This is a genomic window from Litoreibacter meonggei (assembly GCF_003663885.1).
Classification (GTDB): domain Bacteria; phylum Pseudomonadota; class Alphaproteobacteria; order Rhodobacterales; family Rhodobacteraceae; genus Litoreibacter; species Litoreibacter meonggei.
The window spans coordinates 23,765-46,885 of the sequence record NZ_RCCE01000006.1; the positions used below are offsets into that span (position 1 = coordinate 23,765).

At 58.0% G+C, this 23,121-nt stretch carries 28 protein-coding genes; 5 read left to right on the forward strand and 23 right to left on the reverse strand.

Translation table 11 applies throughout. The features are described from left to right. The first annotated feature begins 8 nt into the window (after positions 1–8). From argB to BCF46_RS16160, 5 genes are all read left to right on the forward strand, one after another. Positions 9–860 (forward strand): acetylglutamate kinase, encoded by an 852-nt coding sequence (gene argB, locus BCF46_RS16140; protein WP_121026725.1) that lies wholly within the window; start codon positions 9–11, stop codon positions 858–860. 71 nt (positions 861–931) lie between these two features. Next, complete coding sequence (locus BCF46_RS16145) at positions 932–1,657, forward strand: hypothetical protein (RefSeq protein WP_121026728.1); 726 nt, start codon at positions 932–934, stop codon at positions 1,655–1,657. A 78-nt stretch (positions 1,658–1,735) separates the two neighbouring features. Further along, positions 1,736–2,530, forward strand: coding sequence for a sterol desaturase family protein (locus BCF46_RS16150; protein ID WP_121026731.1), 795 nt, complete (start codon positions 1,736–1,738; stop codon positions 2,528–2,530). Next, entirely contained in the window at positions 2,527–3,189 is a 663-nt protein-coding gene (locus BCF46_RS16155) for a ferredoxin (RefSeq protein WP_170157973.1), read from the forward strand. Before BCF46_RS16150 ends, BCF46_RS16155 begins: the two co-directional genes overlap by 4 nt. Then, positions 3,186–3,698: a SixA phosphatase family protein gene (locus tag BCF46_RS16160; RefSeq protein ID WP_121026737.1), complete on the forward strand. Its 513-nt coding sequence runs from the start codon at positions 3,186–3,188 to the stop codon at positions 3,696–3,698. Before BCF46_RS16155 ends, BCF46_RS16160 begins: the two co-directional genes overlap by 4 nt. 66 nt (positions 3,699–3,764) lie before the next feature. Here the strand turns inward: BCF46_RS16160 and BCF46_RS16165 are convergent, their stop codons facing one another. From BCF46_RS16165 to rplF, 23 genes are all read right to left on the reverse strand, one after another. Beyond that, complete coding sequence (locus BCF46_RS16165) at positions 3,765–4,532, reverse strand: amino acid ABC transporter ATP-binding protein (protein WP_121026740.1); 768 nt, start codon at positions 4,530–4,532, stop codon at positions 3,765–3,767. A gap of 13 nt (positions 4,533–4,545) precedes the next feature. Then, positions 4,546–6,102 carry an amino acid ABC transporter permease gene (locus BCF46_RS19995; protein WP_245990207.1) on the reverse strand — a complete coding sequence of 519 codons (1,557 nt, stop codon included), beginning with the start codon at positions 6,100–6,102 and terminating at the stop codon, positions 4,546–4,548. A gap of 1 nt (position 6,103) precedes the next feature. Next, positions 6,104–7,321, reverse strand: a complete 1,218-nt coding sequence (locus tag BCF46_RS16175; protein ID WP_121026743.1) for an amino acid ABC transporter permease — start codon at positions 7,319–7,321, stop codon at positions 6,104–6,106. Between the two features lie 137 nt (positions 7,322–7,458). Beyond that, entirely contained in the window at positions 7,459–8,475 is a 1,017-nt protein-coding gene (locus BCF46_RS16180; protein WP_121026746.1) for an amino acid ABC transporter substrate-binding protein, read from the reverse strand. A 243-nt stretch (positions 8,476–8,718) separates the two neighbouring features. After that, a complete protein-coding gene (locus BCF46_RS16185; protein WP_121026749.1) occupies positions 8,719–9,426 on the reverse strand; it encodes an ATP12 family chaperone protein in 708 nt (235 codons plus the stop codon). Further along, positions 9,423–10,106, reverse strand: coding sequence for an HAD-IA family hydrolase (locus BCF46_RS16190; protein ID WP_121026752.1), 684 nt, complete (start codon positions 10,104–10,106; stop codon positions 9,423–9,425). The genes BCF46_RS16185 and BCF46_RS16190 overlap by 4 nt, the downstream gene beginning before the upstream one ends. Further along, positions 10,094–11,152 (reverse strand): RluA family pseudouridine synthase, encoded by a 1,059-nt coding sequence (locus BCF46_RS16195; protein ID WP_121026755.1) that lies wholly within the window; start codon positions 11,150–11,152, stop codon positions 10,094–10,096. The genes BCF46_RS16190 and BCF46_RS16195 overlap by 13 nt, the downstream gene beginning before the upstream one ends. After that, positions 11,149–11,526: a fluoride efflux transporter CrcB gene (gene crcB / locus BCF46_RS16200; RefSeq protein WP_121026758.1), complete on the reverse strand. Its 378-nt coding sequence runs from the start codon at positions 11,524–11,526 to the stop codon at positions 11,149–11,151. Before crcB ends, BCF46_RS16195 begins: the two co-directional genes overlap by 4 nt. A 37-nt stretch (positions 11,527–11,563) precedes the next feature. Then, positions 11,564–12,862, reverse strand: coding sequence for a replication-associated recombination protein A (locus tag BCF46_RS16205; RefSeq protein ID WP_121026761.1), 1,299 nt, complete (start codon positions 12,860–12,862; stop codon positions 11,564–11,566). Further along, positions 12,862–14,244: a trypsin-like peptidase domain-containing protein gene (locus BCF46_RS16210; protein ID WP_121026764.1), complete on the reverse strand. Its 1,383-nt coding sequence runs from the start codon at positions 14,242–14,244 to the stop codon at positions 12,862–12,864. The genes BCF46_RS16205 and BCF46_RS16210 overlap by 1 nt, the downstream gene beginning before the upstream one ends. A gap of 62 nt (positions 14,245–14,306) precedes the next feature. Continuing rightward, positions 14,307–14,861 (reverse strand): hypothetical protein, encoded by a 555-nt coding sequence (locus BCF46_RS16215; protein ID WP_245990209.1) that lies wholly within the window; start codon positions 14,859–14,861, stop codon positions 14,307–14,309. Positions 14,862–15,018: 157 nt separating this feature from the next. Then, on the reverse strand, positions 15,019–15,432 hold the full coding sequence (rplQ, locus tag BCF46_RS16220; RefSeq protein WP_121026770.1) for a 50S ribosomal protein L17: 414 nt from the start codon (positions 15,430–15,432) through the stop codon (positions 15,019–15,021). 199 nt (positions 15,433–15,631) lie between these two features. Beyond that, positions 15,632–16,648 carry a DNA-directed RNA polymerase subunit alpha gene (locus BCF46_RS16225; protein WP_121026773.1) on the reverse strand — a complete coding sequence of 339 codons (1,017 nt, stop codon included), beginning with the start codon at positions 16,646–16,648 and terminating at the stop codon, positions 15,632–15,634. A gap of 120 nt (positions 16,649–16,768) precedes the next feature. Beyond that, positions 16,769–17,158, reverse strand: coding sequence for a 30S ribosomal protein S11 (gene rpsK / locus BCF46_RS16230; protein ID WP_121026776.1), 390 nt, complete (start codon positions 17,156–17,158; stop codon positions 16,769–16,771). Positions 17,159–17,173: 15 nt separating this feature from the next. Next, entirely contained in the window at positions 17,174–17,542 is a 369-nt protein-coding gene (gene rpsM / locus BCF46_RS16235; RefSeq protein ID WP_121026779.1) for a 30S ribosomal protein S13, read from the reverse strand. A 209-nt stretch (positions 17,543–17,751) separates the two neighbouring features. Next, on the reverse strand, positions 17,752–18,396 hold the full coding sequence (locus BCF46_RS16240) for an adenylate kinase (RefSeq protein ID WP_121026781.1): 645 nt from the start codon (positions 18,394–18,396) through the stop codon (positions 17,752–17,754). Further along, complete coding sequence (gene secY, locus BCF46_RS16245) at positions 18,393–19,760, reverse strand: preprotein translocase subunit SecY (RefSeq protein ID WP_121026784.1); 1,368 nt, start codon at positions 19,758–19,760, stop codon at positions 18,393–18,395. Before secY ends, BCF46_RS16240 begins: the two co-directional genes overlap by 4 nt. 110 nt (positions 19,761–19,870) lie before the next feature. Beyond that, positions 19,871–20,338 (reverse strand): 50S ribosomal protein L15, encoded by a 468-nt coding sequence (rplO, locus tag BCF46_RS16250; protein WP_121026787.1) that lies wholly within the window; start codon positions 20,336–20,338, stop codon positions 19,871–19,873. A gap of 160 nt (positions 20,339–20,498) precedes the next feature. Next, the gene (locus BCF46_RS16255; RefSeq protein ID WP_147436013.1) at positions 20,499–21,233 is read right to left on the reverse strand and encodes a S1 family serine peptidase; all 735 of its coding nucleotides are present in this window, start codon (positions 21,231–21,233) and stop codon (positions 20,499–20,501) included. An 89-nt stretch (positions 21,234–21,322) separates the two neighbouring features. After that, entirely contained in the window at positions 21,323–21,511 is a 189-nt protein-coding gene (rpmD, locus tag BCF46_RS16260; protein WP_121026793.1) for a 50S ribosomal protein L30, read from the reverse strand. A 3-nt stretch (positions 21,512–21,514) separates the two neighbouring features. Further along, positions 21,515–22,096 (reverse strand): 30S ribosomal protein S5, encoded by a 582-nt coding sequence (rpsE, locus tag BCF46_RS16265; protein ID WP_121026796.1) that lies wholly within the window; start codon positions 22,094–22,096, stop codon positions 21,515–21,517. 126 nt (positions 22,097–22,222) lie between these two features. Further along, positions 22,223–22,582: a 50S ribosomal protein L18 gene (gene rplR, locus BCF46_RS16270; protein WP_121026799.1), complete on the reverse strand. Its 360-nt coding sequence runs from the start codon at positions 22,580–22,582 to the stop codon at positions 22,223–22,225. After that, positions 22,582–23,115, reverse strand: coding sequence for a 50S ribosomal protein L6 (gene rplF, locus BCF46_RS16275; protein WP_121026802.1), 534 nt, complete (start codon positions 23,113–23,115; stop codon positions 22,582–22,584). Before rplF ends, rplR begins: the two co-directional genes overlap by 1 nt. Between the last annotated feature and the right edge of the window lie 6 nt (positions 23,116–23,121).

A 23,121-nucleotide genomic window follows, 5' to 3' on the forward strand; every position in this document is an offset into this window, starting at 1 on the left:
AGACTGCAATGAACAGCAACTGGATCCAAACCGCGCAAACCTTGTCCGCTGCGTTGCCTTACCTGCAGCGCTATGATGACGCGATTATTGTGATCAAGCTTGGCGGTCATGCGATGGGCAGCGACGAGGCGATGGATTTGTTCGCCCGCGACGTAGTGCTGATGCAACAGGTGGGCATAAACCCCGTTATCGTCCATGGCGGCGGCCCAATGATCAACGACATGCTGGCGCGCCTTGGTGTTCAATCCGAATTCGTCGGTGGCAAACGCGTCACCGACGCGGCCACGGTAGAAGTCGTGGAAATGGTTCTGTCAGGCTCAGTCAACAAGCGCATCGTACAGGCGATCAATCGTCAGGGCGGGCGTGGTGTCGGCCTGTCGGGCAAAGACGCAGCCATGATCCGCTGCGAGGCATCACATCCTGAACTGGGCTTCGTCGGTGAACCGATCGAGGTCAAACCAGACGTGCTGCGCCAGATGTTCGAGGCCGAGATCATCCCCGTCATCGCGCCCTTGGGTTTTGGCGACAATGGCGAGACCTTCAACATCAACGGCGACACCGCCGCCGGAGCCATCGCCGCCGCGTTGAAGGCTGACCGCCTGTTGCTGCTGACTGATGTTGCGGGGGTAAAAGACGCGTCCGGTGAGGTGGTGACCGAACTGACTGCGTCCTACATTCGCAAGCTGACTGCTGACGGCATCATTGCGGGCGGCATGATCCCAAAAACCGAAACTGCGCTTGCGGCACTTGACGGCGGGGTTCGCGCCGCCGTCATTCTCGACGGGCGTGCGCCGAATGCCTGTTTGCTGGAATTGTTCACACCACACGGAGCGGGCTCTATGATCCGCCAGGACAGTTAACCCTTACTTATCCAAGTAATGCGGCCATGTTACCCTAACGTCAGCTTAGGTTGATTTTGGATGTAATTATTATGAGTGATACGGCCCCACAGGATTCGCCCCAAGAGACAAAGAAACCTATTCTGGCTCACCTACTAGCTCTTATTCGTCGCCCCATCGAATATGGTCTCATCGGCGCAGCTGCTGTGCTGGTCATTTGGCTCGCGGACAGCCTTCATGTTCTGCCACTAAAATTCAAAGGGCTCGGCACCGAGGTCGAATTTGGCAAGAAGGAGAAAACCGTACTTAACAGCAGCGCAGATCAGGTGGCGGCATTGGACGGAAAACTCCAAAAATTACAGGGCGAGTTAGCACAAGTCGTAGGCACATTACGAGATGGGCGCAGATTGGACGTCACGACCGCCGCCGTGGTTGCATTGCCAGAAGACGCCGGGAATGTCTCGAAGGCGACACTGAGTAACGACAAGATCGTGGAAGGCACTGGAACCGTTTGGCTTGGCACTTTCGACCCAATCATAGGGCGCTGGACTGATCGATCTGTAACCCAGCCCGGTGGAAGTTTGGCGGCACCCGAGGCCATGAGCGGACTAGAAGTGACGTTCGAGATTGATGTGAACGTACGTGACGGACTGCCGGAAGTGACACAAAGCTATTACGGCGAAATCGCAAAGAAGGGTGTGGCGAAGAAAGGCTTTATCGCCACCATACTGGGCGACCCCGTGCGCTACGTACGCCCCACTGGCATCCAATATTGGGCTGAAGTCGCGCTCAGCTATGTTGAAGCGCCCGAAGTTTAGAAGAACTTCACGCAGTTGTGCCCGCCCTGTCGCACCGCTCCCCTTGCCAGTCTGGGCCAGCGTCGTAGGTTAGGCGGTATGGAACACGAAGCATTCATCCGACTTGCGGTTTTTGCCGGCCTATTCGCCCTATTCGCAGGACTAGAGGCATGGGCACCCCGCCGCGACCGCACCCAGACCCGCAAGGCGCGCTGGACGACCAATTGGGCAATCATCATTCTAGACACAGTCACCCTACGAGCATTGGCGATCTTCCTGCCGCTGCTCGCGGTTGGGGCCGCTTATGACGCCGCGAACAACGGCTGGGGCGTTTTCAATGCCGTCGAGTGGCCCACTTGGGTGGAAATAACGCTCGCCATTCTGATCCTCGACTTCGCAATCTGGGCCCAGCATCTCATCACCCACAAGGTGCCGCTACTGTGGCGACTGCATCAGGTTCATCACGCCGATGTCGATATCGATGTGACCACGGCCATCCGCTTCCATCCTGTTGAAATCGCATTGTCGATGTTGTTGAAAATTGGCCTCGTCTACCTCATCGGCCCTGCGGGTCTTGCCGTGATCCTGTTCGAAATCATCCTGAACGGCACCGCCATGTTCAACCACGCCAATATCAAGCTGCCGCTCTGGCTTGACGCAATCATGCGCACGGTGCTGGTGACGCCTGATATGCATCGCGTTCATCACTCTGTTCACCGCTCGGAACATGACAGCAATTACGGCTTCTCCCTGTCGATCTGGGACCGCATCTTCCGCACCTACATTGCACAACCGTCCGAGGGCCACGACGAGATGAAAATTGGCCTGCGCTGGCAAGATGACCGCCCCTCAAAGCTGTCATGGTCGCTTGCTCTGCCGTTCCGAAACAAGTGACGCTGGATAGCCTTCAGGCTCGGTGTGCGGCTGTAAATCTCGACATTCTTGGGGCGTTCCACCCCGAACCGGAGGACCTTGCCCCTGAGAATTGCGGCACGCTTGTTCTGCTTGGTCCGAAAGAGCCAAGCTTCTGGGACGTCTTCACGACAAGCCCCGAATGGCAGGACAACGCCGCCGATCCGATGGATCGCTGGTCGACGCGTGTCATCGCTGCACTGGCCCAACAAGTAGGTGCGATCCCGCTCTTTCCCTTTGGTGGCCCGCCTTACCAGCCGTTTTTCCGGTGGGCGCTGGCTTCCGGTCAAGCCTGGCAAAGCCCTGTCTCGCTGCTCATCCATGCTCAGGCCGGGTTAATGGTGTCTTATCGCGGCGCTTTGGCACTGCCGGACCGGTTGGAGTTACCCACCCAACCGCCGAAGCCATGCGACAGCTGCGTTAACAAGCCCTGCCTGACGGCTTGCCCCTCCCAAGCGCTTACGCACGCGGGATACGACGTTCCAAAATGTCACGCATTCCTAGACACTGATGATGGCCAAGCGCATTTAACAAAAGGCTGCAACGTGCGCCGCGCTTGCCCGCTGTCACAAAGCTATGGCAGGGTGGAGGAACAGTCGGCGTATCACATGTCGATATTCCATAAGGGGGCCACTGCTTGAAACTCATCCTCACCCGCCACGCCAAATCCAGCTGGGACGACCTTTCGCTGGACGATCATGACCGCCCCTTGAACGAAAGGGGCCAGTCAGCAGCGCAGCGGATGGGCAAATGGATCGAAAGCCGCCGCCACGTTCCGTCACAGGTTATTTCCTCTGACGCATCCCGTGCCCGTGAGACCGCCGAACTGATGATTGATGCAATGGGTGGAACTCCGGGCCTGACGCTGGACGAGGGCCTTTACCACGCCTCCCCAGACACCGTGTTGGCGCGCATCCAGCGTGCGCCCCAGGGCGACTTGATGATCGTTGGCCACAACCCCGGTATCGCAGCGCTCGCAGCGCTGATCGTCGATGTCCGCCCAACGCATGAGCGCTTCGGCATCTATCCGACTACCGCCACTCTGATCATGGAGGTTCCTGTGGACGATTGGGCAGACCTAAAATACGGCATGGCGCGTGTTGTCCAGTTCATTGTTCCGCGGGAGTTGAAAGAACTCAACACCGCCTGAACTAGCCGGTTAGAACGAAAAAGGCCCCGAACATTGTCGGGGCCTTTTTCATGTCTTGTGTGAAAATTAGTGGCCGAGGATCTGGCTCAGGAACAACTGGGTCCGTTCGCTTTTCGGGTTGTTGAAGAACTCTTCCGGCTCGTTCTGCTCCACGATCTGGCCTGCATCCATGAAGATCACGCGGTTGGCAACCTGACGGGCAAAGCCCATCTCGTGCGTCACGCAAAGCATGGTCATGCCCTCTTCCGCCAGCTCGATCATAGTGTCGAGCACCTCTTTGATCATCTCGGGGTCAAGCGCCGATGTCGGCTCGTCGAACAGCATGATGCGCGGCTGCATGCACAGCGAGCGGGCAATCGCCACGCGCTGCTGTTGACCACCCGAAAGCTGACCGGGATACTTGTCCGCCTGCTCGGGGATTTTCACCTTCTCAAGATAGTGCATCGCGATTTCTTCGGCTTCTTTCTTGGGCGTTTTGCGCACCCAGATCGGGGCCAGTGTACAGTTCTCCAGAATGGACAGATGCGGGAACAGGTTGAAGTGCTGGAAGCACATGCCCACCTCCGACCGGATCTTGTCGATGTTCTTGAGGTCCGATGACAGCACGGTCCCGTCGACAACGATCTTGCCCTTCTGGTGCTCTTCCAGCGCGTTGATGCAGCGGATCAGCGTCGACTTTCCCGAGCCCGAAGGTCCGCAAATCACGATCCGTTCGCCACGTTGCACCGTCAGGTCGATGTCGCGCAGCACGTGGAAGGTGCCGTACCACTTGTTCATGTTGGTGATCTCGATCGCGACTTCGTCCGAGACCGTCATTTGAGATGTTTGAGCCATAGTTCAGGTCTCCTTAATGGTGGCTGGTGTTGAGCTGACGCTCAAGCCACTGGGAATATTGCGAGATCGAGTAGCAGACGACGAAGAAGAGAAGCGCGCCAAAGCCGTACACTTCCCAGTAGACGCTAGTCCACTCGGTCGAGTTCTGGATGGGGCCACGGATCATTCCGACAAGGTCGAACATCGAAATGATCGACACCAGCGTGGTGTCCTTGAACAGCCCCACCGCGACGTTCACGATGCCCGGGATCGAGATCTTCAGCGCCTGTGGCAGGATGATCAGGCGCGTTGCCTGCCCGTAGTCCAGCCCAAGACTGTCTGCGGCCTCATACTGACCCTTTGGCAGGGCAGCGAGGCCGCCTCGGATCACCTCGGCGATATAGGCCGCCGAGAACATGGTGATCATGATGATCACCCGCAGGATCAAATCGAAGTTGGAACTTGGTGGCAGGAAGTACGCCAGCATCACGTTCGCCACGAACAGCAAGGTAATCAGCGGCACACCGCGAATGAACTCGATGAACACCACGCACACGCCTTTAATCAGCGGCATAGGTGACTGGCGGCCAAGGGCGAGCAAGATGCCCAGCGGGATCGAGAGCGACACACAGATCGTACCCAACAACATGTTGAGCATGAAGCCCCCCATGTCACGCGACGCGACAGCTTGCAGCTCGATCGGGATCACGGCATTCAGCGCCATCCAGATCGGGCCCAGCAAGTAAACAAACGCCAGATACCCGAACAGGAGTGACGCCACGATCGACACCAGACCACCATCCTCATAGCTGTTGTAGATGGCGTAGCCGACAAAGATGCCCATTGGAACGCAGAACACGAAGGCGAAAATCGCCATGATCCAGAACACGCCATAGGCAATCCCCGAGATCAGTCCTTCGGTGCCGACGGAGTTGGCGATAAACACCAACTCTTGCGCACCGATATACAAAAGATACGCGAGGCCCGCCCCGCAGATCACTCCTATAACCGCGGAAACGATCTTACGAATATCCACTGAAATCTGTGAAGAAATCAAACGAAAGACCAGCATTGTCGCGATAATCAGCCCCAAAATGGCAACCGGCAACCAAAGCGAGCCGCCCCAGATTAGCCAGAAAGCCAAGAAGGGATAAAGCGCCGTAAAGAACAGCATCTTGCGCGGCAAGTTGGCGAACAACGCAGGTGCTACGGCCACGACCAATAGCAGGAAGGATACCAAAATACGCCAGTAGCCATCAGGTGGATACTTGAAGCCGAAGACCAAGTGGTCCCAGCGATCAACCAGCACCGCGAAACAGGCACCCGTTTGTTTACCGGCTTCACGCAAGATGTCGATGCATTCCTTCCGGCTGGCAGCCTCCCAAACGCCGTTGTAGAACCACGGGAAGACGAAAACCGCAAACCGCGCCACGACATAGAACGCTATCAGGGTCAGGACCGTATTAAAGACGCCAGAGAACAGGTTCTCTCGCACCCACTTAATCACACCGGCCTCGGTGACAGGTGGGGCCGATGGTGGAATTTGCGTTTCTCGAACGAAGGCGACGGTTTGAGCGTGGGTGTCAGACATATCAGCGCTCCTTCAGTTTCATAGTGTTGTTGTAGATGTTCATGATGAACGAGATCGACAACGAGATGATGAGATAGAACAACATCAGCAACAGCACCGACTCGATGGCGCGACCGGTTTGCAGCAAGGTGATGCCACCCAGCGTGCCCGTCAGATCCATGTAGCCCACCGCAATGGCGAGCGAGGAGTTCTTGGTGATGTTGAGATATTGCGAAATCAACGGTGGAATGATGACGCGCAGGGCTTGTGGCAGAACCACCAGGTTCATGATCCGGCCCGGACGAAGTCCTAGCGCCCCTGCAGCTTCGGTTTGGCCTTTGGATACCGCAAGGATGCCCGCGCGCACGTTCTCGGCGATGAAAGCCCCCGTGTAGATCGACAGTGCGAACCACAGGGCGATCAAGGAGCCCAATATGGTGATGCCGCCTCGGAAGTTGAACCCTTTCAAGGCCGGATATTCCAGCGAGACAGGCGTGCCCAGAACAAGCTGCGCCAGGATCACCGGAATGAAGAATAATGCCAGTGATGGCCAGAAGGTCGGGATCAGCCTGCCGTGGTCAAACAACTGTTTGCGCGCATAACGACGGAACAGGAATATGCCGATAATCGAGGCGATAAAGACCCCGACCACCAGCAACGACCCCGCACCCCAAATCGGTTTGGGCAAGTAGACACCTCGGTTGGTGACTGCAATGGAATCGAAAAGCCACATGGAGGCAGTTGGTTCGTCCCCACGGAAGGCATTCGGAGCCGGTGCGGCATTGATCATGATCGAGAAAATGATCAGGATCCAGATCAGCACTGGCACGTTGCGGAAAATCTCGACGTAGAACGCCATGATCTTGCGCACCAACCAGTTCGGCGACAAGCGCAGCACGCCCGCTATAACCCCGATGATGGTCGCTGTGATACACCCCAGAAACGCAACAATTAGCGTATTCAGCAGTCCGACCATCGCGGCGCGACCGTGGGTGTCTTGGCTGTCATAGGAAATCGGGCGCTGGTTGATATCGTATCCGGCCTGCGCGCCGAGGAAGTCATAAGAGATGTTCAAACCGGCTTCCGCCAGATTGCGCACAAGGTTGCCGCCAATGAAGGCCATGGTGGCGATAATGGCCACGAGCGCGATGAACTGAAAAGTAAGAGAGCGGTAGCGCGTGTCGTTCAACAGCATCGAAAGCCGGAACGACTCCTTGTGGGGGTCGGCTAATGTCGTCATCTGGGACGTTCCCTGTTCTGGCCGGTGCTTTAACAATGCACGTCATTTGCGCGTGCGGCGCTACCAGCTCTTTTGTGGAGTGTCTTTAGGTCAGATAGGAAAAGGGCGCGGATTGACCGCGCCCTTCCCTTAAGTTCCTACCGGAACGGTGGCGAGTAGATCAGGCCGCCGTCGGTCCATTGAGCGTTCAAGCCACGGGCCAGACCGATTGGGGTCGCAGCGCCGATGTTTTGCTCGAAGATTTCGCCGTAGTTACCAGCAACACCCAACGCAGCTTTCGCCCATCCAGCGTCCAGACCCAACATGGAGCCCAGTTCGCCTTCGGTGCCCAACAAACGGTTGATTTCCGGGTTGTCAGTGCCAGCAGACAGCTCTTCGAGGTTCACGGAAGTCACACCCAGCTCTTCAGCTGTGATCAGTGCGTTCAGTGTCCAACGTGCGATGTCAGCCCATTCGTTGTCGCCATGACGTACCAGCGGGCCAAGCGGCTCTTTGGATACGATTTCTGGCAGCAGAACGTGCGCCGATGGATCTTCGAAATTCGCACGCTGAGCAGCCAAAGCGGATGCGTCAGTCGTGTAAACGTCACAAGCGCCAGCGATGTACTGCTGAACAGCTTCGGCGCCGGTTTCGATTGGAACTGGCTCATAAGAGATGCTGTTCGCGCGGAAGAAATCCGCCAGGTTCAGCTCGGTAGTGGTGCCGGTCTGGATACAAACAGTCGCGCCGTCCAAGTCTTTTGCGGATGCAACGCCCAGCTCTTTTGGAACCATGAAGCCTTGGCCGTCATAGTAGTTAACGCCAGTGAATTCGAACTTCAGATCAACGTCACGGGAGAAAGTCCAAGTGGTGTTGCGAGCCAGAAGATCGATCTCGCCGGAAGCCAGCGCGGTGAAGCGCGTCTTACCAGTTGTTGGAACGAATTCCACTGCGTTGCCGTCACCCAGCACGGCAGCCGCAACAGCGCGGCACACAGCCACGTCGAACCCTTGCCATACGCCGCTAGCGTCTGGCTCCGCGAAGCCGGGCACGCCTGTGGTCACGCCACAGTTCAGTTTGCCGCGTGCTTTAACTTCGTCAAGCGTGGCTGCCGATGCGCCGCCAGCAATGATGCCGGCAACGGTCAGGGCGCCAAGAAAAACGGATTTTTTCATGTTAACCTCTTCCTGATGGTCCACCCCTTTGCGGGATGGTTTTTCCGGCCGAGTGAAGGCCGGGAGCGATACTAAGGGAGGTTTCTCCCCTCGATGAGCCTGAATAAGGCCAAATCGACACTGAAACGTCAAGGTAATACGCCAGATTGACCCTTGGTTAAGCACTGCTTTTTCCTAAGAAAACAGCGTGCTTTTTCAAAAAACCACGCAAAGCATTACGATAAGGGCCAAATCGGCCCTATCTTAGGCGCATAACCGATAGAAAGCCTCGGCGCGCAACAAATCACGCTTTTTCAGTGCTGCCTGCGCCTCGGCCTCGTCATCGACGCCCCATTGCGCGATTTGCCACTGTTCATCGATTCGGCTCAAATCCCATGCTTGCCCCGAATCCAGCCTGCCACGAGTGATCGCCAACCCAAGAACAAGCGAGCCGGTGATCGCCACCAAATCGTGAAATGCAGTCAGGCGAAACGCGTCGAAATCTGCCACGTGCCCATGCAAAGCCGCCAGCGTTTTGGGATCCTGTGGTTTGTGCATAATACCTATGCGCAATTTCAACGGCGCACCCAATTCGGTGGCCGACCAATCGACCAACGGATCCCATCCAGCCGCCTGCTGCGCCACCAATCTTTCGGGACTTTCCGCGCGGTAGCACACCAGATCGCTGTCGCCATAGGCCGCCAGCATGTCGACCACTTCCGCATGCTGCGTCGCCACCTTATCAAGCGCCGTGTTCGCCGCGCGGGTCACAGGCATCGACAACGGATCAATCTTCTCATCCTGCGCGTCCCATTCGGCGCGCATCGCCTCCGCCATCGCTTGCGTCGGCACGACGACTGGTGTCTTGAGCGGCGTGCGGACCGGACGCCCATCCAGATGCACGGCATAGCCCCCGTCAACTTTGTCGGCAGTCGCAGTTTTCCAAAAGCGTTTCGCGGTCCAGTCGCTCATCGCGCCTCACTCCAAATTTCGGTTAAGGCGGCATCCAAATCCGCGTAATCGTCAATTAGCGCCCTTGCGCGTGGGCGAAGTGTTTCGGGCGTGTGATAGCCCCAACTGACTCCGACCGAGGCCATCGACGCATTCGCCGCCATGTCCATATCGTAACTTGTGTCGCCAATCATCACCGCATGCGCGGCCTCGACCCCTGCGTCATACATGCAGCGCTCCAACATCGACGGGTGCGGCTTCGACGGATGGTCATCCGCCACCTGCGTCGTCACGAAAAAGCGGCGCAGGTCATGCGCATCCAACAGGTGGTCCAAGCCTCGCCGCGACTTGCCAGTGGCGATCCCCAGCAGCACATTGTCCTGTGCATGCAGTCGCTCGATCGCCTCCAAAGCACCGGGGTAAAGCGGGCTTGTCTCGGTGCTGTCACGCAGCTTGCGCGAAGTCATGAACGACGTCTTGTACCCCTCCACCAACGCATCGCCATGAGTGGGGTAAAGGGCAGGTGAAAGCTTCTCGAACGCCGCGTGCAACGACAAGCCGACAATGCCCAGAATATCCGCCCGCGACGGCACCGCTTCGCCAATAGCCTCGAACGTCGTGGTCATGGCCGAGACGATGTCGTCCTGACTATCCACCAACGTCCCGTCGACATCGAAGACAACCAGCTTCAGCTCTGCCATTGCTCATCCGCGTCAAACGGGTCGTTGGGCACGTCCCGCTCGTGCCATCCAAGGAAATCCCACGACCGCTGCATATGCTCTGACAACTCCGCCTCGATGCGGAGCATCTTGCCCGTCACCGGATGCTCAAACTCCAAAGACCGCGCGTGCAGATGCAGCTTCTTGCTGATCTCGTCGCCCAGCTGAGAGCCCCAGCCGTCGCCCATGTTCTCCTGACCTGAGCCGCCATATTTGCCGTCGCCCACAATCGGATGCCCCATCTCGGCCATATGCGCCCGCAACTGGTGGGTGCGGCCGGTGATCGGCACCAAGGCCATCCAAGCCGCCCGCTGCCCAAGAAAACACAGCGTCGCGTAATCCGTTTGCGCCCGCTTGGCACCGGGAGTGTTGGCCACTTCGCGCGGGTGGACGCAGTGCATCTTCTCGCCCTCGCCGCCCTTGCCATGGCCCGGAGCCTTTACCAGCCCGTATTTGATCGTCCCGATCTTCGGATAAGGCACGCCCGCAACCATCGCCCAGTAAATCTTGCGCGTACCGTGATGCCGGAACGCCGCAGTCAGCGCCGTCGCCATTGCAGGCGTCCGAGCCAGAACCAGCACGCCGGATGTGTCCTTGTCCAAGCGGTGCACCAGCTTCGGCGTATCATGGCGATCAAAGCTCAGCGCCGCCGCCATGCCGTCCACATGCCGCGTGGTTTTCGAGCCACCCTGCACCGCCAACCCAGCAGGCTTGTTCAGCGCGATGATGTGGTCATCCTTGTAGATAACGCAGCCGCGGATCATCTCCGCATCTGCTTTGGACACATGCGGCATCCGCGTTTGCGCCTCCATGTCTTCCTCGGTAGGCAGTGGCGGAATACGTACTTCCTGTCCCGGCCCCACACGGGTGTTCGATTTCACCCGTCCGCCATCGACGCGGATTTCGCCCTTGCGGCACATCTTCTCGATGCGGCCCTGCGGCACATGCGGGAATTGCTTGCGGAACCAGCGGTCCAGCCGCTGCTCTGCCTCGTCGGGGCCAACTCTAAGGGTCTGAACCTTGCTCATGCGAATAGTCCTCTGGCGATCATCACGCCTGCGATCAGTCCGGCGATGGACAGGATTACGGAAGCCAGCACGTATAGACCGGCAGCGCCCGTCTGGCCACGCTCAAATAGGGTATATGCCTCTAGGGAAAAGGCTGAAAACGTGGTGAAGCCGCCCAAGATGCCCGTCATCACAAAGGGGCTGAGATGCGTGTTCGACGTCTTGGCCGCGAATACCACGAATACGCCCATGGCAAAGCTGCCAACGATGTTCACCGACAGTACGCCCAGCGGAAACCCCGGCGCAGTCAGCTTGAAGATGCCAACGCCCGCGAGGAACCGCAACGCGGCCCCGATGGCCCCGCCAAGGGCAACCTGAAGAGTGGTATAAAACATGCGCGTTCTCTCTGCCCTGCGCGGCGCAGAGTCAAGTTCAGCGTTTCGCCCGCAGCTTGGTGAAATAGTCCAACCGCCGCTTCAACTCCCGCTCGAACCCGCGCTCCACCGGATTGTAGTAAACGCCACGCTTCATCGTCTCGGGGAAATAGTTCTGCCCCGAAAAGCCATCTTCCGCGTCGTGATCATAGGCATAGCCGTCGCCGTACCCCTGATCTTTCATCAGCTTGGTCGGCGCGTTCAGGATATGCTTCGGCGGCGGCTCCGAGCCGGTTTTCTTCGCAGCCGCCATCGCGTTTTTGTAGGCCGCATAGCCCGCGTTCGATTTCGGGGCCAACGCCAGATACGTCACCGCCTGCGCAAGAGCCAATTCCCCTTCGGGCGAACCGAGCCTCTCATACGTCTCCCAAGCATCCAGACAAACGCGGTGCGCGTGGGTGTCGGCCAGCCCGATATCCTCCACCGCCATGCGCGTGATCCGCCGCGCCAGATAGCGCGGGTCTTCGCCCCCCGTCAGCATCCGCGCGAACCAGTAAAGCGCCGCATCAGGGTCAGACCCGCGCACCGATTTATGCAAGGCCGAGATCAGGTTGTAATGGCTGTCCCCCGACTTGTCGTATTGCGCCGCGCGGCGCATCAGCCGCTTGCCCAGACTTTCCGTGTCCAGCTTGCCGTCGATCTTCCACGCGCTCACCTGCTCGATCAGGTTCAGAAGTGACCGTCCGTCGCCATCCGCCATCTCCAGCAACGCCGCCCGCGCGTCGGGGTCCAAAGGCAGCCCGCGCCCAAGGTCTTTCTCCGCGCGCTGCGCCAGCCGTTCCAGATCAACCAGCGACAGACGCGTCAGCACCAACACCTGCGCCCGTGACAGCACAGCGGCGTTCAACTCGAATGACGGGTTCTCGGTCGTGGCCCCCACCAGAAGGATGGTGCCGTCCTCCATGTAGGGCAGAAACCCGTCCTGCTGCGCCTTGTTGAAACGGTGAATCTCGTCGACAAACAGCAGCGTTCCCTGCCCGTTGTCGCGGCGCATCCGCGCGGCCTCGAATATCTTTTTCAGGTCCGGCACGCCGGTAAAAATCGCGCTGATCTGCACGAAATGCAGATCGGTTTCATCCGCGAGCAGCCGCGCAATCGTGGTCTTGCCCACCCCCGGCGGCCCCCAGAAAATCAGCGAAGACAAAGCGCCCGATGCCAGCATCACCCCAAGCGGGCTGTCCGGCCCCAACACCTGTTCCTGCCCGATCACCTCGCCCAGCGTTTTGGGCCGCAAACGATCCGCCAAGGGCTGCATCTTCGACGGCTCTTTCGCGCCCGTATCAAACAGGTCGGGCATCAGATGCGAAACCTGTAGGAGAACCTCTGCCCACCGCGCAGGCCGTCGATCCGCCAGTTGCGCGATCGCATGTCCGAGATATCCTCCACATCTGCCGTGGTCACGACCGCCTCGCCGTTGATCTCCAGCAAAACGTCACCCGCTCGCAGGCCGACACGGGCCAATGGCCCCGACACATCCGTCACGACCACGCCTTCCGACATGGCGGTCGGCAGGTTCAACTCCGACTGCACCGCAGGATTGATATTGGCCACGGCCAATCCCGCCAAGGTACCATCCTGAACCACCCGCGCGTCACGCGGTGGCGTGTCGGGTGCTTCGATCAAGGCGACTTCGGCCTCCCTGACCTCGCCATCCGACAAATACTCTACCGTGATGCTGTCGCCCACAGACCGCACCGACATGCGAAACAGCATCTCCGGTGGCGAGTTCACCGGTTGTCCGTCGACCGACAACACGATGTCGCCCAAGGCCAAACCGGCCTCCGCAAACGGGCTGACCGGATGCATGGAGGAAATCACCACGCCCTCCGGCACGCTTAACCCGAACCCTTCGGCCAGCGAGTAATCCACGGCCTGTCCGAATATCCCCGCCCAAGCCTGCGTGAAACTGTCATTGCCCGCACGCGCCTGATCGACATAGCGCGCGACCAGATTGGCGGGGATGGCGAACCCCACCCCGTTCGAGCCGCCGGAGCGTGTCAGGATTGACGTATTAATTCCGATTAGCCGCCCACTCACGTCAATCAAAGCGCCGCCGGAATTACCCGGATTGATCGCCGCATCCGTCTGCAAGTAGTACCCGCGCGCGTTGCCGGTCGCCGTACCCGACCGCGCCAGCCCCGACACGATGCCGGAGGTCACGGTCTGCCCGATCCCGAACGGGTTGCCGATGGCCAGCGCCAACTCTCCCACCTCGACCTCGTCGCTGTCGCGGAAGTCCAGATGCGGCAGCGGGGTATCCGCGTCGATCTTCAGAATCGCCAAATCACTGTCTTGATCCGCTAGCAATATTTCCGCCTCGAACTCGCGCCGGTCGGTCAAAACCACGCGGATTTCCGTCGCCATGCCGACCACATGGTAATTCGACACCACGACACCGTCTTCCGAGACGATCACCCCCGACCCAAGCGAGTTCTGAACCCGTGGCCGTGACAGTCCGAACCCGCGAAACAGGTCCTCGAACATGGGGTTGCCGCGAAACGGGCTTTCCGACTGCTGCACCACGCGGTTGGCGAAGATGTTAACCACCGCAGGCGCGGCTTCCTTGACCAGCGGCGCAAAGCTCAGGCTGATCTCGGTCTGGTTTTGAGGCACCTTCACCTCGGCGGTCGCTGGCAGGGCAAAGGCAAGGGCGGCGAGAACGGGCAAAATCAGTCGCATCGGATGTCCCTCTGTGGTGCGTCCCTCTGATATGCCGCCGCAGCCACGGGAATTCAATGCGCTTACAGGTTTCCCTCGTAAGCGAGCCGCCGCCTGCGCCGCTCCGCCAGTATCTCCAGTCGCGGATACCAGTTGTAGCGCTTGTCCTCGCGGGTCTTGCTCCAGAACAGCCGCCCCCCGTCGCGCCACGGGTCCAGCACGATGGCGTCATACATGTCGTCACCCTTGGCCGAGATCAGCACGGTGCTGTGCGAAATCAGGATCGGGTTCAGCCCGTTGGCAATCGCGCGGTGCAGGTCCAGCGTCTTGAACTGCTCTTGCGCCAGCCGCGCCTGCAAGTCCTCGGCCCAGTGCCAGCACAGCCCGCGCGGGCGCTGCCCACGGTTGACCTTGCGGTTATGGGCCAGCGGGGTATCGGTGATCCGGTACTGCTGCGCCAATTGCAGCGGATAATCATAGGCAATCCGGGCCGCACGCGCTGCCTCAACGGGGTCAACATGGGCCCCAAGCGCGGCGATACTCGCCGCCAAGGCGTCCACCTCGGCCTTGCTGGCCTGTGGTGGGCCGTCAGGATAGGGCGTGCCGCAGGCACTAAGTGTCAGGCTGGCGCCGGACATAAGAAGAAACGATCGTCTAAGAATTTTGCTGCCTCATAGGTCTTTTTGTTTGTCCGAAAACTATGCCGACGCGCGGGCCATGTCGAGCCAATGACCAAAACGTGAAAAGCCCCGCCGATCACGGGCGGGGCCTTCCAAATCTATCAGAAAAATCGCCTTATTCGGCGTCTTCAGCCTCAAGGCGGGCTTTGTCAGCAGCACCCTTGGCAGAGACGTCGCGGTCGACGAACTCGATGATCGCCATTGGTGCCATGTCGCCATAGCGGAATCCGGCTTTCATAACACGCACATAGCCGCCTTGACGGTCTTTGTAGCGTGGGCCCAGAACGTCAAACAGCTTGGCGACGTCTTTGTCTTGAACCAGCTTGGAAGCGGCCTGACGGCGCGCATGCAGGTCGCCGCGTTTCGCCAGCGTGATCATTTTCTCAATGATCGGGCGAAGCTCTTTGGCTTTCGGCAGGGTTGTTTTGATTTGCTCATGCTCGATGAGCGAGCCGCACATGTTAATGAACAGCGCTTTGCGGTGTTCATGTGTACGGTTCAGGCGGCGGTAGCCTCGTGAGTGGCGCATTTTATCGTTCCTTCAGTCTATACTTTGTACGGGTCGCCGATGCGTGTCGGTACCTCTGTTGGGGCAGAATTGCCCAGTATTTTCCCGGTCATAAAGCCGGCATTTTCGTGGTCTGCTTCGCGTCGGCTTTGCGTCGGACTTCTGTCGGGCACGCCGGGCGGAGCGGTAAGGCGGGATTTCCCCCGCCCTACAGTATTATTTAGAACGCGTCTTCGAATTTCTTAGCAAGATCTTCGATGTTCTCTGGCGGCCAATCCACGATGTCCATCCCGAGGTGCAAGCCCATGCCAGACAGCACTTCTTTGATCTCGTTGAGGGATTTGCGACCGAAGTTCGGGGTGCGGAGCATCTCGGCTTCGGTTTTCTGGATCAGATCGCCAATGTAGACGATGTTGTCGTTCTTCAGGCAGTTTGCAGAGCGCACGGAAAGTTCCAGCTCGTCCACTTTCTTCAGCAGAAGCGGGTTGAACTCAAGCTCGTCCTCGTCGTCCTGCGCACGGGCCGACTCTGGCTCGTCGAAGTTGACGAAGATGCCCAGCTGGTCCTGCATGATGCGCGCGGCGTAAGCCACTGCATCGTCAGGTGTCAGGGAGCCGTCGGTCTCGATCTTCATCGTCAGCTTGTCATAATCCAGCACCTGACCTTCGCGGGTCGGCTGCACGTCATACGAAACTTTTTTGACGGGCGAGAAGATAGCGTCGATCGGGATCAGACCGATTGGCGCGTCTTCCGGCTTGTTCTTCTCTGCCGAGACATAGCCCTTACCTGTGTTCACCGTCAGCTCCATGAACAGCTCTGCGCCGTCATCGAGGTGGCAGATCACGTGGTCGCGGTTCAGGACCTCGATACCAGCGGAATCAGAGATGTCGCCAGCGGTCACGATTGCAGGGCCCTTCGCGGAAACCGACAAGCGCTTTGGCCCTTCGACTTCCATGCGGATTGCCACGCCTTTGAGGTTCAAGACTACATCCGTCACGTCTTCGCGCACACCAGCAATCGAGGAGAACTCGTGCAGCACGTTGTCGATCTGAACAGACGTGATCGCCGCACCTTGCAGCGAGCTCATCAGGACGCGACGCAGGGCGTTGCCCATGGTCAGGCCAAAGCCACGCTCCAGCGGCTCGGCAATCACAGTTGCTTTGCGTGCAGGATCGTTGCCGGGCTTTACGTCCAGTTGGGTGGGCTTGATCAGCTCTTGCCAATTTTTATGGATCATGTGTGTCGCCTCCATGCTCGGCCGCAGATCATGTCCAAATCCGGGGCCACTCGAGGGTGAAATGACAAACACGGACCCCGCCCAAACCGTGGACGGGGACCGCGCGATAGAAATCGTAACTTAGACGCGGCGGCGCTTTGGTGGGCGGCAGCCGTTGTGTGCCATTGGCGTCACGTCGCGGATGGACGAGATCTGGAAGCCAGCAGCAGCCAGCGCACGCAGCGCGGACTCACGTCCGGAGCCGGGGCCTTGAACTTCGACTTCCAGCGTTTTCACGCCGTGTTCCTGCGCCTTACGGCCTGCGTCTTCGGCAGCCATCTGGGCAGCATAAGGCGTCGATTTACGCGAGCCTTTGAAGCCACAAGTCCCCGAAGAGGACCATGCGATAGCGTTGCCCTGAACGTCAGAGATCAGGATTTTGGTGTTGTTGAACGAAGAATTCACATGCGCAACGCCGGCGGCGATGTTCTTGCGGACCTTCTTCTTGGTGCGTACTTTTTCACGTGCCATGGATCAGATCTCCCCTTACTTCTTCTTGCCGGCAATGGCCTTAGCAGGGCCTTTGCGGGTGCGTGCGTTCGTGTGGGTCCGTTGACCGCGAACAGGGAGGTTACGACGGTGGCGCAGGCCACGGTAGCAACCCAGATCCATCAAGCGTTTGATGTTCATGGTGGTCTCGCGACGCAGGTCGCCTTCGACGTCATAGTGCTCGTCGATATACTCACGAATTTTCAGAATCTCGGCATCCGAGAGATCATTCATGCGGCGAGATACGTCGATACCGATCGCTTCACAAATCGCTTTCGCGGAGGTGTGGCCGATGCCGGTAATGTATGTCAGTGCGATGGGGACGCGCTTCGCGTCGGGCAGGTTAACGCCGGAAATACGTGCCAAGTGGCAATTCCTTTTTCAGTCGCGGTTCCGTAGCTCCGGAACCTTTTTTCACAACGTAAGCCCGAAGGTTTTTCAGAACCTGCGGGCTTGGCTTGGATATGGTCAACACCGTGTCAGCTAGCTAGGCCGTGGTGCGATTCCCCTGAGGGATGGTGCGGCTTAGGAGGTTTTTAACATATGGTCAAGAGCCCCCCGCCCTGCCGTCGGGTCTAGCTGTCCAAAACCCCCGAAATGGCCTTCGCCACCACGTTGATTTCACCCAGCCCGTTAATCGAACTCAGGTCACCCTTGACGTAGTAGTAGCCAATCAGCGGGGATGTCTTTTTGTAATATTCCATCAGCCGCGTGCGCAGGCTTTCTTCGTTGTCATCCGCGCGGCGTTTGAAGTCGGTGCCGCCGCAGTTGGAACATTTACCATCGGCAGGGATCGGTTTGGTCTGGTCATTATAAACCTCGCCACACATCCCGCAGGTCGAGCGCGCGGTGATCCGTGCGACCAGCGCATCGTCATCCACCTGCATCTCAATCACAGCGTCCAGCGTGCTGCCATGCTTTTCCAGCAACGCGCCCAATGCATCCGCCTGAGGCAACGTGCGTGGGAACCCGTCAAAGATGAACCCGCCTGCGTGGTCGCCTTCCAGCTTTTCTTCAATCAGCCCGATGACGATCTCGTCTGTGACCAGCTGGCCCGCATCCATGATCGCTGCAACCTTGTTGCCCATCGCAGTGCCGGAGCTTTTCGCCTCGCGCAGCATGTCACCGGTGGACAGTTGCACCATGCCGCGTTCCGCGACCAATTTGCGGGCTTGCGTGCCCTTCCCCGCGCCAGGCGGTCCAAGCAGAATGATGTTCATCGACGCGATGGCCCCTTCGATTTGGTTTTCCCACCGCGCTTCTTGCCGCGCAGCTGGGACTTCTCGATCAGGCCTTCATACTGGTGCGCCAGCATGTGTGATTGAACCTGCTGGATGGTGTCCATGGTTACCGACACCACGATCAGCACCGAGGTGCCGCCAAAGTAGAACGGGATCGCCAGCTGGCTGCGCAAAATTTCCGGCAGCAAACAAACGGCAGCCAGATAGGCAGCGCCAACGACAAGAATGCGGTTCACCACATATTCCAGATATTCGGCGGTGCGCTCACCGGGGCGGATGCCCGGAATGAAGCCGTTCTGCGATTTCAGGTTCTCGGCAACTTCGTCCGGCTTGAAGGCCACGTTGAAGGTGTAGAAATACGCGAAGAACACGATCATCACGGTAAAGAACAGCAGGTTCAGCGGTTGGCCAGAGCCAAAAAGCGCCAGAACGGTTGCCATGAACTCGCTGGTCTGCGCGCCAGAGAACGTGGAGAACGTCGTCGGCAGCAGCAGCAATGACGAGGCGAAGATCGCAGGGATAACGCCCGCGGGGTTCACCTTGACCGGCAGGTGCGAGGAGCCGCCGTCATACACCTTCATGCCGACTTGGCGGCGTGGGTATTGGATATGGATCTTGCGCAGGGCGCGCTCCATGAAGACCACGAACATGATGGTCGCTACGACCACCAGCAACACGCCCACGATCACCACAGGTGAAATGGAACCCGAACGCCCCTGCGCAAAGAACTGCGCCAAGGCGGCGGGGATTTCGGCGATGATGCCGACAAAAATGATCAAGGAGATACCGTTGCCGATGCCGCGTTGGGTGATCTGCTCGCCCAGCCACATCAGGAACATGGTGCCGCCCACAAGGGTCACGACAGCGCCCGCACGGAAATACAGCCCCGGATCGGTCGCGAGGCCGGAGCTTTCAAGCCCGGCCGACAGCCCGTAGGCCTGCAAGGTCGCCAGAAACACCGTGCCGTAGCGGGTGTATTGGTTGATCTTCTTGCGGCCCTGCTCGCCTTCTTTCTTCAACTGCTCCAGTTGCGGGACCATGGCGGTCATCAACTGCACAATGATAGAGGCCGAGATATAGGGCATGATCCCAAGCGCAAACAGGCCCATGCGGCCAATCGCGCCGCCTGTGAACATGTTCAGCACGCCGCCAATGCCTTGCTGGGCTTGCTCGACAAACTGGCGCAAGGCGTCGCCGTCGATGCCCGGAACGGGAATATAGGTGCCAAGACGGTAGACGATCAGCAGACCGATGGCGAAGAGAATGCGTTGGCGTAACTCGGTGGCCTTCCCGAAGGCGGACCAGCTCATGTTTTGTGCCATTTGCTCGGCGGCTGAAGCCATGTGCTTGGGTATCCCTGTCTAGATATGCACAGCGCCGCGAACGGGGCTCCCCGTCGCGGCGCTGGAAAACTTAAGAGGTATGTAAGAGGCGCAATGGCCTCTCACAAGGCTTATTCAGCAGCCGCTGCGGTGTTGAGCTTGCCGCCGGCCTTTTCAACGGCTTCAACAGCCGTTTTGGAAGCGCCAGTAACAGTCAAAGTCACTTTGGATGTGATGTCACCTTTGGCCAGAATGCGAACGCCATCCAGCTTGCGACGCACCAGACCCGCTTCGATCAGCGTGTCTTCGGTGATGTCGCCTTTGGCGTCGAGTTTCTTGGCGTCGATGAATTTCTGGATCATGCCGAGGTTCACAACTGCGAAGGATTTCTTGTTCCGCGAGTTGAAGCCGCGTTTTGGCAAACGCATGTAAAGTGGCATTTGGCCACCTTCGTAGCCGTTCAGGGCAACACCCGAGCGGGACTTTTGACCTTTGATACCACGGCCAGCCATTTTACCTTTGCCAGAGCCCGGGCCACGGCCCACGCGCTTTTTGGTTTTGGTGGCACCTGGATTGTCGTGCAATTCGTGCAGTTTCATATCGCTTCTCCTATTGCCGGAAGGGTCCTCGAAGCGAAATGGACCAAACGCGGCGTTTCTTGTTGATTCTATGGGCCGTATGCCCACCGGGGGTGTTTAGGGGAGAGCGTGGGGTGTGGCAAGGGGTGTGAATGATCTGGCGAAGTCGTCTCAGATATATTCAAAATACACCGAAGCGACGACTAATTTTACCGGTACTGCTAATCGTATCAATTCGAGCGCCTACAACTCTCGAAGTCAGCGCATGTGCCTCAGTAATTATCCCACATAATGCAATCCCAAGTGTTTTCGGTCTCGCTTCAAACACAGAAAATATTGGCCCGCCACTTGCACCACCTAGGTCTAGAGTACTCGCCTGACAAATCGCACCATCCGGGGCAAGCAGGTCGCCGACTTCAGCAAACAGCCTTTCATGGGTGGAAGACTGCGTATTTCCAATCATATGGAATAGTTGGTATTCAAAGTGGTCTAACTGATCGATAGTCGTTTGGGCCGGATACCCACACATGAGGATTGGACCTTCATAGTTTTCTTGCGCAGGCCATGAAGCTTTTAGGAAGTCAATTCCAACAAGGCAATTCCGATCCAACTCGATTGTCGCGATGTCCTGCTGATCATTAATGTCGATGACAGGCAGTTTCTTAAAACGGCTTTTGTTAATATAAATTGATACGCCTTCAGTTGCTGCCAAGTCATCCACGCCACGCACAACATGTGCTGCGGTAATGCCGAAGATAGCATCCCCAGTAACACATATTGTTACTGTGCCTTGAGTCAGTATTTTTCTACTTTCAGTTGCTCCCACTATTATTGGAATACACGCACCTATCATCGATTTTTTCAGTGATCGCCATACCGGACCATTTACGAATTCTTTCTGATCTGTTCGATTCACCGGTAAGCCCCTGTAACGAAATTAAAAAACGCCCCGCTTTTCAGCGAGGCGTTTCAATTCTTAGACTGTCGAAGTGCTAGGCGCGAGGCTTAGCCCTTTTCTTCGATGATCTCGACCATGTGCGAGATTTTCGCGACCATGCCGCGGATGGAAGGTGTGTCTTCCAGCTCGCGTGTTTTGTGCATCTTGTTCAGGCCCAAACCGACCAGCGTAGCACGCTGTTTGGCGGGGCGACGGATTGGCGAGCCAATCTGTTTTACAACGATAGTTTTAGCCATGTCTTAGGCCTCCGTTACAACTGGGGCTTGCTCGCCATCGACCTTGGGGCCGTCGTCGGAGCGCAGGATGTCAGCAACTTTCTTACCACGACGCTGCGCCACCATACGAGGGGAAGCTTCGTTCACGAGACCGTTCAAAGTAGCACGGATCATGTTGTAAGGATTTTGCGAGCCGATAGATTTTGCAACAACGTCCTGGACGCCGAGCATTTCGAAAACAGCACGCATTGGACCACCAGCAATGATACCGGTACCTTGTGGTGCAGTGCGCATCACAACTTTACCAGCACCGTGACGGCCAGCGACATCGTGGTGCAGCGTACGGCCTTCGCGCAGTGGAACGCGGATCATTTGGCGCTTGGCTTGCTCGGTGGCTTTGCGGATGGCCTCTGGGACCTCTTTCGCTTTGCCTTTACCGAAGCCGACGCGGCCTTTTTGGTCGCCAACAACGACAAGTGCGGCGAAGCCAAAGCGCTTACCACCCTTAACGGTTTTGGATACGCGGTTGATCGCGACTAGGCGATCTGCAAATTCGGGGGTCTCGTCCCGATCGCGGCGACCGCGATTTCCTGGTTCTCTTGCCATTGGGCAAATCCTTTAATTTCTGCGCCTTAGCGCCGTTTATTCTCAATCGCAGTGGGCATATGCCCCCCGATCATCGAGGCCCGTAGGCCTGCAAAAATGGGCGCCCCCGAAGGCGCGCCCAAAGACTTAGATTTTCAAACCGCCTTCACGGGCAGCTTCGGCCAAGGCCTTCACTTTACCGTGGAAGAGGAAACCACCGCGGTCAAAGTAGGCTGTAGACACGCCAGCTTTTTTGGCGCGTTCCGCGATTGCGGCACCGACTTTGGTTGCAGCTTCGATGTTGTTCTTGCCAACGATGCCCAGATCCTTCTCGAGAGAAGACGCCGAGGCCAGCGTTACGCCGTTTACATCATCAATCAGCTGAACGCTGATGTTCTTGTTGGAGCGGTGAACCGACAGACGCGCGCGTCCGGCGTTTACCTTGCGAAGTTTGTTCCGAACGCGCAGGCGGCGTTTGATGAACAGATCACGTTTGCTATTAGCCATTACTTCTTCTTCCCTTCTTTGCGGAAGACGAACTCGCCTTTGTAGCGGATGCCCTTGCCTTTGTAAGGCTCCGGCTTACGCCACGCGCGGATGTTGGCAGCCACTTGGCCGACAACCTGCTCGTCGATCCCCTCGACGGTGATCTCGGTGGGCTTTGGAGCCGCTACCGTCACACCCTCAGGCACTTCATAAACAACGTCATGCGACAAACCGAGGTTCAGTTTCAGGTTGTTGCCTTCCATCGCGGCGCGGTAACCCACACCTTGAATTTCAAGCTCTTTCTTGAAGCCGTCGGTCACACCGGTGATCAAGTTCGCGACCATCGTGCGGCTCATGCCCCACTGCTGGCGCGCGCGCTTGGACGACCCGCGTGGCGTGATCGTAACAATGTTGTCCTCAACCGAGAGGGTCACACCGTCAGTTGCTTTGAAGGAACGGACGCCCTTGGGGCCCTTAACTTCGATGGTCTGGCCAGAGACGGACGCGGTCACGCCGGAGGGCAGATCGACTGGTTTTTTACCAATACGAGACATAACTGG

Bases quoted from the DNA above. Each gene is read 5' to 3' on its own strand.
- argB (WP_121026725.1), top strand. From the start codon at position 9: ATGAACAGCAACTGGATCCAAACCGCGCAAACCTTGTCCGCTGCGTTG.
- BCF46_RS16145 (WP_121026728.1), top strand. From the start codon at position 932: ATGAGTGATACGGCCCCACAGGATTCGCCCCAAGAGACAAAGAAACCT.
- BCF46_RS16150 (WP_121026731.1), top strand. From the start codon at position 1,736: ATGGAACACGAAGCATTCATCCGACTTGCGGTTTTTGCCGGCCTATTC.
- BCF46_RS16165 (WP_121026740.1), bottom strand. From the start codon at position 4,532: ATGGCTCAAACATCTCAAATGACGGTCTCGGACGAAGTCGCGATCGAG.
- BCF46_RS19995 (WP_245990207.1), bottom strand. From the start codon at position 6,102: ATGTCTGACACCCACGCTCAAACCGTCGCCTTCGTTCGAGAAACGCAA.
- BCF46_RS16175 (WP_121026743.1), bottom strand. From the start codon at position 7,321: ATGACGACATTAGCCGACCCCCACAAGGAGTCGTTCCGGCTTTCGATG.
- BCF46_RS16180 (WP_121026746.1), bottom strand. From the start codon at position 8,475: ATGAAAAAATCCGTTTTTCTTGGCGCCCTGACCGTTGCCGGCATCATT.
- BCF46_RS16185 (WP_121026749.1), bottom strand. From the start codon at position 9,426: ATGAGCGACTGGACCGCGAAACGCTTTTGGAAAACTGCGACTGCCGAC.
- BCF46_RS16190 (WP_121026752.1), bottom strand. From the start codon at position 10,106: ATGGCAGAGCTGAAGCTGGTTGTCTTCGATGTCGACGGGACGTTGGTG.
- BCF46_RS16195 (WP_121026755.1), bottom strand. From the start codon at position 11,152: ATGAGCAAGGTTCAGACCCTTAGAGTTGGCCCCGACGAGGCAGAGCAG.
- crcB (WP_121026758.1), bottom strand. From the start codon at position 11,526: ATGTTTTATACCACTCTTCAGGTTGCCCTTGGCGGGGCCATCGGGGCC.
- BCF46_RS16205 (WP_121026761.1), bottom strand. From the start codon at position 12,862: ATGCCCGACCTGTTTGATACGGGCGCGAAAGAGCCGTCGAAGATGCAG.
- BCF46_RS16210 (WP_121026764.1), bottom strand. From the start codon at position 14,244: ATGCGACTGATTTTGCCCGTTCTCGCCGCCCTTGCCTTTGCCCTGCCA.
- BCF46_RS16215 (WP_245990209.1), bottom strand. From the start codon at position 14,861: ATGTCCGGCGCCAGCCTGACACTTAGTGCCTGCGGCACGCCCTATCCT.
- rplQ (WP_121026770.1), bottom strand. From the start codon at position 15,432: ATGCGCCACTCACGAGGCTACCGCCGCCTGAACCGTACACATGAACAC.
- BCF46_RS16225 (WP_121026773.1), bottom strand. From the start codon at position 16,648: ATGATCCATAAAAATTGGCAAGAGCTGATCAAGCCCACCCAACTGGAC.
- rpsK (WP_121026776.1), bottom strand. From the start codon at position 17,158: ATGGCACGTGAAAAAGTACGCACCAAGAAGAAGGTCCGCAAGAACATC.
- BCF46_RS16240 (WP_121026781.1), bottom strand. From the start codon at position 18,396: ATGAACATCATTCTGCTTGGACCGCCTGGCGCGGGGAAGGGCACGCAA.
- secY (WP_121026784.1), bottom strand. From the start codon at position 19,760: ATGGCTTCAGCCGCCGAGCAAATGGCACAAAACATGAGCTGGTCCGCC.
- rplO (WP_121026787.1), bottom strand. From the start codon at position 20,338: ATGAAACTGCACGAATTGCACGACAATCCAGGTGCCACCAAAACCAAA.
- rpmD (WP_121026793.1), bottom strand. From the start codon at position 21,511: ATGGCTAAAACTATCGTTGTAAAACAGATTGGCTCGCCAATCCGTCGC.
- rpsE (WP_121026796.1), bottom strand. From the start codon at position 22,096: ATGGCAAGAGAACCAGGAAATCGCGGTCGCCGCGATCGGGACGAGACC.
- rplR (WP_121026799.1), bottom strand. From the start codon at position 22,582: ATGGCTAATAGCAAACGTGATCTGTTCATCAAACGCCGCCTGCGCGTT.
- rplF (WP_121026802.1), bottom strand. From the start codon at position 23,115: ATGTCTCGTATTGGTAAAAAACCAGTCGATCTGCCCTCCGGCGTGACC.